General features: G+C 71.9%; 8 protein-coding genes. 5 read left to right on the forward strand and 3 right to left on the reverse strand.

Annotated features, from left to right (window positions below):
* Window positions 1-2,907 (forward strand): SDR family NAD(P)-dependent oxidoreductase (locus ACFZCY_RS24830; RefSeq protein ID WP_391177252.1); only part of this gene is annotated, 2,907 nt, incomplete at its 5' end.
* Between the two features lie 80 nt (window positions 2,908-2,987).
* Window positions 2,988-4,226: a cytochrome P450 gene (locus tag ACFZCY_RS24835; protein ID WP_391177255.1), complete on the forward strand. Its 1,239-nt coding sequence runs from the start codon at window positions 2,988-2,990 to the stop codon at window positions 4,224-4,226.
* A 104-nt stretch (window positions 4,227-4,330) separates the two neighbouring features.
* Here the strand turns inward: ACFZCY_RS24835 and ACFZCY_RS24840 are convergent, their stop codons facing one another.
* Window positions 4,331-5,923: an MFS transporter gene (locus ACFZCY_RS24840; RefSeq protein WP_391177258.1), complete on the reverse strand. Its 1,593-nt coding sequence runs from the start codon at window positions 5,921-5,923 to the stop codon at window positions 4,331-4,333.
* An 85-nt stretch (window positions 5,924-6,008) separates the two neighbouring features.
* Between ACFZCY_RS24840 and ACFZCY_RS24845 the strand changes: the two genes are divergently transcribed.
* Entirely contained in the window at window positions 6,009-6,605 is a 597-nt protein-coding gene (locus ACFZCY_RS24845; RefSeq protein ID WP_391177261.1) for a TetR family transcriptional regulator, read from the forward strand.
* 8 nt (window positions 6,606-6,613) lie between these two features.
* On the opposite strand, the gene ACFZCY_RS24850 is transcribed toward ACFZCY_RS24845, so the two are convergent.
* Window positions 6,614-8,137 carry an AMP-binding protein gene (locus tag ACFZCY_RS24850; protein WP_391177265.1) on the reverse strand — a complete coding sequence of 508 codons (1,524 nt, stop codon included), beginning with the start codon at window positions 8,135-8,137 and terminating at the stop codon, window positions 6,614-6,616.
* 144 nt (window positions 8,138-8,281) lie between these two features.
* On the opposite strand from ACFZCY_RS24850, the gene ACFZCY_RS24855 reads away from it, so the two are divergent.
* Window positions 8,282-8,518 (forward strand): phosphopantetheine-binding protein, encoded by a 237-nt coding sequence (locus ACFZCY_RS24855; RefSeq protein WP_391177268.1) that lies wholly within the window; start codon window positions 8,282-8,284, stop codon window positions 8,516-8,518.
* A 57-nt stretch (window positions 8,519-8,575) separates the two neighbouring features.
* On the opposite strand, the gene ACFZCY_RS24860 is transcribed toward ACFZCY_RS24855, so the two are convergent.
* Window positions 8,576-9,517 carry an ACP S-malonyltransferase gene (locus ACFZCY_RS24860; protein ID WP_391177272.1) on the reverse strand — a complete coding sequence of 314 codons (942 nt, stop codon included), beginning with the start codon at window positions 9,515-9,517 and terminating at the stop codon, window positions 8,576-8,578.
* A 249-nt stretch (window positions 9,518-9,766) separates the two neighbouring features.
* Between ACFZCY_RS24860 and ACFZCY_RS24865 the strand changes: the two genes are divergently transcribed.
* The gene (locus tag ACFZCY_RS24865; RefSeq protein WP_391177274.1) at window positions 9,767-11,365 is read left to right on the forward strand and encodes an AMP-binding protein; all 1,599 of its coding nucleotides are present in this window, start codon (window positions 9,767-9,769) and stop codon (window positions 11,363-11,365) included.
* Window positions 11,366-11,391: the final 26 nt, after the last annotated feature.

The raw sequence follows: 11,391 nt of genomic DNA on the forward strand, positions 1-11,391 counted from the left end.
GAAGGTGTGACCCGGTTCCTGGAGGTGGGGCCGGATGGTGTGCTGACGGCGATGGCGCAGCAGTCCGTCGAGGGCACGATGGCGGCCACGCTGCGTCGGGATCGTCCTGAGGTGGAGGGTGTGTTCGCCGGGGTGGGGCGGTTGTTTGTGGCGGGTGTGGCGGTGGACTGGGGTGCGGTGTTCGCGGGGCGTGGTGCGCGGCGGGTGGAGCTGCCCACGTATGCCTTCCAGCGCAAGCGCTACTGGCTGATCGAGCAGCCGAAGACCCTCGCCGGGGCCGACTCCGTCGACCATCCGCTGCTGGGCGCGCGGGTCGTGCTGCCGGACACCGGTGGGGCCGTGTTCACGGGGCGGCTCTCCCTCGACTCCCAGCCGTGGCTCGCCGATCACGATGTGCTGGGCACCCTGCTGCTGCCCGGCACCGGGCTGGTCGAGCTGGCGTTGCAAGCCGCTCACCAGGTGGGGTGCGAGGCGATCGACGAGCTGACTCTCGAAGCGCCCCTCGTCGTTCCCGAGAAGGGCGGCGTAGCGGTACGGGTCGTCGTGGGTGGCCCGGAGGCATCCGGCGCGCGCACCCTCGAGATCTACTCGTCCCTCGACGACGAGACGTGGACCCGTAACGCCACCGGCGGCATCGTCCCGTCCGCCACACCACCATCGTCCGACCTCAGCGTCTGGCCGCCGGCCGACGCGACACCGCTGCCGGTGGACGGCGCGTATGAGGCCCTGCTCGCCCGCGGTTATGACTACGGTCCGGTCTTCCAGGGGCTCAGGGCGGCCTGGCGGCGCGGCGATGACGTCGTGTTCGCCGAGGTCGCGCTGCCCGAAGGGGCGGAGGCGTCCCGGTTCGGTGTGCATCCGGCGCTGCTGGACGCGGCGATGCACATCGGGCTGGTCGAAGGCGACGCTGACGGGGCGCCGGAGTTGCCGTTCTCCTGGGGCGGCGTCTCGCTCCACCGGGCCGGTGCCTCGGCGCTGCGCGTCCGGCTGTCGCACCGGGGCGGGGGCGACGGTACGGAGGTGCTGGTCGCCGACGAGACCGGGGCGCCCGTCCTGTCCGTGGCGAACCTGGCGTCGAGGCCCGTGTCGGCCGAGCAGCTGCGGGGGAGCGGTGACCACCGCGAGTCGCTGTTCGCGCTCACCTGGACCAAGGCCACGGGCCGCCCCCGCCCGGAGGCACCGGTCGAGGTGTACGAGGTCCCGCGCGCGGCGGGGGACGCGCCCGAGGCCGTACGCCTGGTCCTGGGCGAGGTGCTGGCGCGCATCCAGGAGTGGCTGGCCGACCACGGCAAGGACGAGGCGAGGCTCGCGGTCGTCACCCGCCGGGCGGTGGCGGTCGAGGGCGAGAACGTCGATCTGGGCCAGGCGCCCGTGTGGGGTCTGGTGCGGGCGGCCGCGGCGGAGAACCCCGGCCGGTTCCTGCTGCTGGACCTCGACGACGAGGCCACTGTGCCGGACCTGGTCGACGTGATCGACGCGCCCGAGGCGGCGGTCCGCGGCGGTGAGCTTCTGGTTCCCCAGTTCGCCCGCGTTCCCGCCGCCGCGGTGGATGAGTCCCACACCCCGTGGGATCCGGCCTCCACGGTGCTGATCACCGGCGGGATCAGTGGCCTTGGCGCCCTGGTCGCCCGCCATCTGGTGACGGCACACGGCGTCCGGCGGCTCGTCCTGACCAGCCGCCGGGGCGAGAGCGCGCCGGGCGCGGTGGACCTGCGCGCCGAACTGGCGGCTCACGGCGCGCAGGTGGCGATCGAGGCGTGCGATGTGTCCGATCGTGCCGCGCTCGCCGGAGTGCTGGCCCGGCATCCGGTCGGCGCGGTCGTCCACGCGGCCGGTGTCGTGGACAACGGGCTGGTCCGAGGGCTGACGCCGGAACGCATGGACGCGGTTCTGCGGCCCAAGGTGGACGGGGCCTGGAACCTGCACGAGCTGACGGCCGGCCGCGACCTGTCGGCGTTCGTCCTGTTCTCCTCGCTCGCCGGGCTCGTGCTGGCCGCTGGGCAGGGCAACTACGCCGCGGCGAACGTGTTCCTGGACGCGCTCGCCCGCCGTCGCCACCGCGCCGGACTGCCGGTGACCTCGCTGGCGTTCGGGCTGTGGGAGGCCGACACCGGGCTCGGCGAGCTGGCCGAGGCCGACCGGAAGCGCATGCTGCGCATGGGCCTGCCCGCGCTGTCGCAGCCGGAGGGGCTGGCGCTGCTGGACGACGCGTTGCGTACGCGGGAACCGGCGCTGGCGCCGTTCCGCCTGGATACGGCAGCCCTGCGGGAACGCCCCGCCGACCGGCTTCCGGGGATGCTGCGCGGCCTGGTGCCCACCCCGCGCCGCCGCGTCGGGGGCCCGGGCGTGGCGGGGGGCGGCGACGGTGGCGCGGGGTTGCGGCGGAGGCTGGCGGCCCTGACCGACGACGCCGAACGCGACGGCCTGCTGCTGGACCTGGTGCGGACGCAGGTCGCCGCGGTGCTCGGCCACGACGGGGCCGACGCCATCCGGTCCGACCGGGCGTTCAAGGATTTGGGCTTCGACTCGCTCACCGCCGTGGAGCTGCGCAACGGCCTGCGTGCGGCGACCGGGCTGAAGCTGCCCGCCACCCTGGTGTTCGACCACCCGACGCCCGCCGCCGTCGCCGACGAGCTGCGCGACCAGCTGAGCGGCGGCGACCAGGAGCCGACGCCCACCGCGTCCCCGCTGGAAGCGGAACTGGCCCGGCTGGAGGCGGTGTTGGCGTCGGCGACACCGGACGAGGAGGCCTACGGCCGCGTCGCCGACCGGCTGCGGGCCCTGACGACCGGGTGGCTGGAGACCCACCGCCCGGACCAGAGCGAGGAGACCGATCTCGCATCGCTCTCCGCCGACGAACTGTTCGACGTCCTCGACGGCGAACTGGACACGCGGTCCGCGCCGTAGCCACGCGCCGGACCGGACCACCACCAGGCACGACACCCGAGCACCACACCAAGGCACCACACCGAGGAGAGCGACCCCACATGACCACCGAAACGACCCCGACTGCCCAGCAGGCCGACGAAGCGTTGATCACGCTGATCTCGCCGCCCTTTCCCGCCGACCCCTTCCCCCTGTACGAGACACTGCAGTCGGTGAACCGGGTCCACAACGCCTCCGCGCTCGGCGTGTGGGTGATGTCCGGGTACGAGGAGGTCACCGAGTTCCTGCGGCTGCCCGACGTCCAGAGCGGCGCCCGCGCCGCCACCCAGATGCGCGAGGACTGGGCCGACCACCTCTCCCTGCGCATGTACCTGAACTCGATGGTCACCCTCAACCAGCCCGACCACGGCCGTATCCGCGGCCTGGCCGCCCGCGTCTTCACCCCCAACAAGATCAAGACGATGCAGCCCGCGGTGGAGCGGCTGACCGCCGGACTCATCGACGGCCTGATCGAGCGGTCCGACGGCGGTGAGCCGGTCGACCTCGTGGACCTGCTGGCGGTGCCCTTCCCGGTCGCGGTCATCAGCGACATGCTCGGCCTTCCGTACGAGGACGGCAAACACCTGTGGAAGCTGGCCGACGACTGGTCACACGTCTTCTCCGGCCTCTACACGGACGAAGACCTGGTGCGTGCCGACGCCTCCGCCGAGGAACTGGCCGGGTACTTCCGTGAGGTGATCAAGAACCGCCGTGCCGCACCGCGCGACGACCTGATGTCCTCGCTCGTCCAGGAGGCCACCAACGGCCGTCTCGACGAGGACGAGCTGATGGCGCTCATCCTGTTCCTGTTCACCGCGGGCTTCGCGGCCACCACCAACCTCGTCGCGACCGGTGTGCTCGCGCTCCTCGACCACCCCGACGAGCTGAACCGCTGGCGCGCGGACAAGAGCATCACGCCGTCCGCCGTGGAGGAGTTGCTGCGCCACACCACCCACACCACCGCGGCGAGCCGGGTCACCACCCGACCGGTCACCATCGCCGGTGCCGAGATCCCCGAGGGGGTGCTCGTCCTGACCCTGCTCGCCGCCGCCAACCGCGACCCGCGCCGGTTCCCCGACCCGCACCGCCTGGACCTGACCCGCGACAACGGCCCCCACCTGAGCTTCAGCGCCGGAGCCCACTACTGCTTCGGCGGCAGCCTCGCGCGCATCGAGGGTGCCGAACTCTTCCCGAAGCTCATCGACACCTTCGCGAAGATCGAGCCGGCCGGGACGCCCGAGCGCCGCGCCGTCATGGGCCTGACCGGGTACACCACGCTCCCCGTGACCCTCGGTCGCTGACCGGGCGGCGCATTTCCGCCGAAAGGGTCCCCGCGCGGAAAGGGTCCCCGCGCGACCGTCGCGCGGGGACCCTTTCCGTGGAGACGCGGAGAATCCTCGGATCCTCACTCCGGGCTGGGGGCGGGTGCGGGCTCGGCCGCCGAAGGGGCGGCCGCCGCCGGTGCGCCGGCAGGAGTCGTGACGTGGCGCATGAGCAGCGCGGCGCCCGCGGCGCCCACCAGCATGACGGCCCCGGCGACCACGGCGCTGATGTTCATGCCGCGGGTGAACGCCTCCCCGGCGACCTGGAGGAGCGGTTCGCTCGCACGGTCGGGCAGATGCTTGGCCACCTCCGCGGCGCCGCCGAGCGAACCCTGCGCGGCGTCGGCGGCCTGGTGCGGAAGACCGGCCGTCGCGTCGGAGACATCGCGGGTGTAGACGGCGGAACCGATGCTGCCCAGGATGGCCACCCCGAGCGCCCCGCCGAGCTGGTTGCTGGTCTCCGGCAGCGCCGAGGCCGCGCCCACGCGCTCCGGTGGCGCCGCCGAGACGATCAGATCGGCGGTCAGGGGGATCGCCATGCCGACCCCGGCCGAGATCACCGTGGCGCCGGTCACCGCGACCGCCAGGTTCGAATCGGCGCGCAGCTGCGTCATGATGACGAATCCGGCCGTGGAGACGACCATGCCGACGCCGATGATGTAGCCCGGGCGGATCGACTTGGCCAGCACGGCGGCGATCGAGGTCGTCACCGCCACCGCCACCGGCGCGGGCAGCGTCCACAACCCGGCCTCCAGCGGGCTCAGCCCGTAGACCAGCTGGATCCACTGGGTGGAGAACAGCAGGAAGCCGACCATCGCGAACAGCGCCACCAGGTTGACGCCGATGGACGCGCTGAATCCCCGGTCGCGGAACAGGCTCAGGTCGATCAGTGGGTTGGCGGCCGAGCGCTGGCGGAGGTAGAACAGCACGCCGACGACGACCCCGGCGGCCGTGATGGCCGCGTACTTCCAGGCGAAGCCGTCGTTGGCGAGTTCCTTGATGCCGTAGATGACCGGGAGCACGGTGCCCAGCGACAGGGCGGCGCCCAGGAGGTCGAAGCGGCCGGGCCGTGGGGCGCGGTACTCGGGCAGCAGAAGCGGGCTCAGCAGCAGGATCAGGGCCATGACCGGGATGTTGATCAGGAAGACCGAGCCCCACCAGAACTTCTCCAGCAGGAGCCCCGACACGATCGGGCCCAGCGCGGCGCCGCCGGAGAGCCCGGCGGTCCAGATCGCGATGGCGGTACGGCGCTCGGTGGGGTCGTGGAAGATGTTGCGGATCAGCGCGAGGGTGGACGGCGCGAGCACGGCCCCGGCGATGCCCAGGACGGCGCGTGCGGCGATCAGCAGTTCGGCGCTGCCCGCGTAGGCGGCGGCCAACGACGCCCCGCCGAACACCACGGCGCCGAGCATGAGCAGCAGCCGGCGGCCGATGTGGTCGCCGAGGGTGCCCATGGTGATGAGCAGCCCGGCGAGCATGAACGCGTAGATGTCCACGATCCACAGCTGCTGCGTGGCACTCGGTTCCAGGGACGCGCTGAGGAACGGCAGCGCGAAGTACAGGACGGTCATGTCCATCGACATCAGCACGACCGGGATGACGAGGACGGCAAGGCCGATCCAGTCCTTCCGGCTCGCTTGTCGGGGGCTCACGGGATCACTTAAGGGCTCACTCATGGGCGGGACTATAGATTTGTGTAAGTAATCTGTCTAGGACGCTTGTCTAAGACATATCTCAGGCGCGGTGGTTAGACTTCGGCGCATGGGACACCGGGAGGACCTGCTGGTCGGGGCGAAGCGCTGCCTGTATGAGAAGGGCTACGCCCGCACCACCGCGCGGGACATCGTGGAGGCGTCCGGCGCCAACCTGGCCTCGATCGGCTACCACTACGGCACCAAGGAGGCCCTGCTCAACGCCGCCATCATGGAGGCGTTGGAGGAGTGGGCCGCGGAGCTGAAGCGGGCCCTGGCCGATGTGGGGGATCTGCCCGACGATCCGATCGGGCGGTTCGAGCGGGCCTGGACGCGGGTGATCGAGCTGTTCGAGCGGCATCGCCCGGTGTGGGCCGCACAGTTCGACGCGATCTCCCAGATCGAGCATGTGCCCGAGGTCCGCAGCTTCATCGTCGAGGCGCAGCAGCAGGCCCAGAAGGGTCTGGTCGAACTCCTCCTCGGCGGCGAGGAGTCGCCCCCGCACACCCGGGCCGCGGTCGGGCAGTTCTACCACGCGCTGCTCAGCGGCGTGATGATGCAGTGGGTCATCGACCCCGAGCACGCCTCGACGGGCGCGTCGCTCGCCGAGGCGCTGCGCACGGTCGTGGAGGACGCCCGGCGCTTCGGGTCGGGGATGGCCGTCTGAGCCTCGGCTCAGGACGGGCCGTCCGACATCGCGGCCGCCTCGCGGGCCAGCCGCCCCCGGTCGACCTTGTGGTTCGCGTTCAGCGGGAACTCCGCCACATGCCGGAACACCTTGGGCACCATGGGCTCGGGCAGATGCGCCGCCAGCTCGCGGCGCAGCGTCACCGGGTGCACGCGGTCGCCGGTGTAGTAGAGGACGAGTTCCAGCCCGCCGCCCGGCGCCGGGCGGGTCACGGTTGCGGCGTTCTGTACGCCCGCGCACCGCCGTACGACATGGTCCACCTCTGCCAGTTCGACCCGGAAGCCCTGGATCTGCACCTGGGTGTCCAGGCGGCCGAGGTAGACCAGCTCGCCGTCGTCCAGCCGCCGCACCCGGTCGCCCGTCCGGTACCAGCGGCGGCCGTGGCGCTCCAGGAACCGGCCCTGGTTGTCCGCGGCGTCCAGGTAGCCGGGTGTCATCTGCGGTCCGGTGACGCACAGTTCGCCCTCGACCGCCGACTCGGTGTCCCCGTCGAGCAGCAGATGGTCATGGCCGGGGTGCACCGTGCCGATCGGGACGACGCCGTTCACCGCCCGGCCCGGTGAGGTCTCCGGCGACCAGCGGTGCCCGGTGATGGTGACGGTCAGCTCGGTCGGCCCGTAGAGATTCTCGATCCGCGAGTTGGGCGCGGCGGCCTGCCAGGCCGCGGCGTCCTCGCACAGCAGCGCCTCGCCCGCGAAGAAGCTCCACCGCAGCGTGGGCATCGCCCCGGGGGTCAGGCCGCCCATCCGCCGGATGAACGACGTGCCGCTCGGGGTGGAGAACCACACGGTCATGCGCCGCTCGGCGAGGAACGCGGGCAGGTCCCGGTGGGCCGCGGGGGGAATGGCGTGCACCGGGGCGCCGCGGCCCCAGGCGCAGAACAGCTCGAACATCGCGCAGTCGAAGTTGAGGCCCACGTTCTGGCAGAACACATCGGCGGGCCCGAAGTCGTAGCGCCGGTCCAGCAGGGTGAAGTAGTGGTCGTTGGCGCCGTGCGTCATCGGCACGCCCTTGGGGCGGCCCGTCGACCCCGAGGTGAACAGGACGTACGCGATGTCCGACGGCCGGACGGCCACCGGCGCGTCCAGCGGGGGAGCGGCGGCGGCCTCGGCCAGGACGGGCAGGTCCAGTTCGGTTTCGGCCAGCGCGGCCCGGCCGATCGGATCGGCGATCACCGTCGACACCTCCGCCGCGGTGAGCATGCGACGGGTGCGTTCGGCGGGGAACCGCGGATTGAGCGGCACGATGGTGGCGCCCGAGTACAGCGCCGCCAGCATCCCCACATACGCGGTGAGGCTCTTGTCCGCCAGGACGGCGACCCTGTGCGGCCCCCGCTGCCGCTGCGGAGCCCGGGCCAGCAGCGCCCCGGCCCGGCGCAACGCCAGTTCGTGCATCGCCTCGTACGTGAGGGTCTCGTCGTCCACACGGATCGCGGCCCGGCGGGGCGACAGCGCCAGACCGCGCAGAAACCGTTCGTGCAGACCGTGTCCGGGGACGGGTGTCTCGATCATTGTCCTTCCTCCGGGGAGAGAAAAGGGGTGGATAGGGGTGCCGACTCACTGGAGGCAGGGCTTACGTTGGCCGCGACGCCGACTATTCGGCAGCCGGTAATTCGGGCACCTGCTATTGAGGCCAGGGAAAACAGGGGAGCGCGCATGTGGGACGAGTCTTTCGGGCAACTGCTCCGCAAACATCTTCCTTTGCTGGAAACGGGGGACGAACTCACCGCCGAGCTGAGCCTGCGTGACTTCGGCCTCGATTCCATGGGAATGGTCGCGCTGCTGTCCTCGCTGGAGGACATGTACGGCGTCCGTTTCGTCGACGACGCGCTCAACGACGACAACTTCGCCACCCCCGCCACGCTGTGGAAGACCCTGGCGGCCATGCGCTGACCCGGCTTCCGTCCGCTGGTTCCGTCCGCTGACGCGATGTCCGTCCGCTTTTTCCGCTCATGCGATCGCGCTGCGCCGGCGCGGTCGCATGGCCGTCTCCGGCCGCACCGCCACCACCTCGAACGCCTCGGTCATCACGTCCACCCGGCCCCACAGTCCGTCCTGCCCGGTGACGTGCACCCGCTCGACGCCCAGCCCCTTGAGCGTGTCGACGACGGAGGGCCAGCGCACCGTACGGGTCACCGCGTCCAGCAGCAGCGTCCGCACCCCCGCGGCCGTCCGCACCAGCGAGCCGTCGTGGTCGGACACCACGGGGATCCGGGGATCGCGGAACGGGACGGTCGCGGCGACCTCCGCCTCGACCTCCTCCCGCAGCGCACTGAACACGGCGGAGTGCATCGGCGGCCGCATGACGTACAGCGGCAGGCCGCCCACGGCCTTGAGCCGCCGCTGCAGCCAGTCCACCATCTCCTCGCGCACCGACAGCATGTGGAAGTCGTGGTCGACGTGGCAGGCCACCTCGTTCCACTCGCCGAGGGCGTCCAGCTCGGCCCGGATCTCGTCCAGTTGGCCGGCCGGGACGCGGGCGAACGACTGGGCGACGAGGTCGCGGTGCTCGCGCGCGAAGTACGCGTCCACGAGACGTCCCCACGCCGCCGTCATCGCCACGGCCTCCGTGAACGGCAGCGCCCCGGCGAACACCGCCGCCGCCGTGCCCCCGAAGCTGGCCCCGGCGCACGCCACCGGCGCCGGCTCGTGCTCGGCGACCGTCCATTCGGCCAGCGCCAGGCAGGAGACCAGGAACGCGATCCGGGCCGGTTCGGGGAACGCCCCCTGGTCGCCGCGCGCCTCCGCCTCCCGGTACCGGTCGAGCAGGGAGTAGCCCAGGGCCCCGTCCGCCTCGGCGACGAGCCGGCGGGCCACCGGATGGACCGCCAGGAACCGGCTCGAGTCGGCGAACCGCGTCGGGCCGATTCCAGGAAAGACAATCGCCGACATATTCTCGCTCTCCCTTTTGTCACGCTCGTCGCGTGTGCATTCTGAAAGCCCGGCAGTTCGATGCATGCACTTCGATCCGCGCACTTCGATCTTATTGTTTCCGCCAGTCTTGTTGGCCCCTGGTAGCGGCATAACCCCTAACGCCCCCTAGTTCAGGGGCGGGCGGGCGAGAGTTCTTGTGGGCCGTAAAAGCACCCTGTTAGAAACAGCCTGGTATTTGCTGGGAAGGCCCGAATCGGAGGGTGGCGCATGAGCCGGAATGGAGCGCGTCCAGCCCGGGCGCACGCATCGGTGGACAACCTGCGGACATATCTGCTGGCCGCCGCGGGTGAGGACCCCGACCGGCCCGCCGTGATCCAGGCCGCGGCGGACGGCGGTCTGGAGACGGTCACCTACGGCGAACTGCGGCGCCGCACCGACCGCTGCGCCGAGGCGCTCGACGCGCTCGGCCTCGACGTCGGCGACCGCGTCATCCTGGAGTCCGACACCGACGCCGACGCCATCGCCGCCCTCCTCGCCTGCGCCACCCTCGGGCTGCCCTTCATCCCGGCCAGCCCCGAGACCCCGGACGAACGGCTCCTGACGATCATCGACAGCGCCCGGCCCGCGCTGTACCTGCAGTCCGTGCGCGGCGGCCGCACCGGCATTCCCGAGACGGTCGGCACGGCCCGGTTCGGCGCGGACGGCCTCACCGTGGAGCGGCCGCCCGCGCCGCGCGTGCGCCGCCGCCGCGTGGTCACTCCGGTCGACACCGCGTACATCACCTTCACCTCGGGCACGACGGGACGGCCCAAGGGTGTCGTCATGAGCCACCGTGGCGTCATCGCGTTCCTGCGGGGCGCGGAGGCCGCTGAGCTGATCACGGCCGAGGACCGGGTGGCGGGCACCGCGCCGCTGCAGTTCGACTTCGCGCTGTTCGACATCGGGTTCGCCCTCAGCCACGGCGCCGCGCTGGTGCCCGTACCGCGCGACCGGCTCAACTGGCCCCGCCGCTTCCTGTCGTTCCTGCGCGACACCGGCACGACACAGGTCGACGCCGTTCCGTCGGCGTGGCGTCCGGTGCTGCGCCACGAGCCCGACCTGCTGGCCGAGCTGGGCGAGCAGGGCGTGCTGCGGCGCATCGCGTTCTCCGGGGAGGACTTTCCTCTGGAGGAACTGCGCGCCCTCCAGGAGCTGTTGCCGAAGGTGCGGTTCACCAACGGCTACGGGGCCACCGAGACGATGGCCGCGTCCATCACCGAGGTGCCCAACCCGCTGCCGCCCGGCACCGAGCGCCTGTCGATCGGCTACGCGGTCGCGGGCGCGGAGATGATGCTCATCGGGCCCGACGGCCGTCCCGTGGACGAGCCCGGGGTGCTCGGCGAGATCTATCTCCGCAGCCCGTCGCTGTTCTCCGGTTACTGGAACGACCCGGAGGCCACCAGCGCCGTCGTCGTCCCCGACCCGCTCGACCCCCGGTCGGGACAGCGGGTGTTCAAGACCGGCGACCTGGCCACCCGGGGCCCGGACGGCGAGCTGTACTTCCACGGCCGCGCCGACTCCCAGGTGCAGATCCGCGGCAACCGCGTCGAACTGGGCGAGGTGGAGCGCCGCATCGGCGAGTTCACCGGCGTCACCGGCGCGGTCGCGATGCTCCTGCCGCGCGACGACGGCGACCCGGTGCTGCACGCGTTCGTCACCCGCGCCCCCGGCGGCCCCGCGCCGGACGCCAAGGACGTCATCGCGTTCTGCCGCGCCGCGCTGCCCGCGTACATGATCCCGCAGGGCCTGCACGTGGTGGACGAGTTCCCGCTGACCGTCAACGGCAAGGTCGACCGCACCGCCCTGGCCGCCCTCGCGGCGGCCTGAGCACCCCTGACCACCCCGATCGCCTC

Origin of the sequence: Streptomyces sp. NPDC007983, assembly GCF_042958345.1 — a bacterium.
GTDB lineage: Bacteria > Actinomycetota > Actinomycetes > Streptomycetales > Streptomycetaceae > Streptomyces.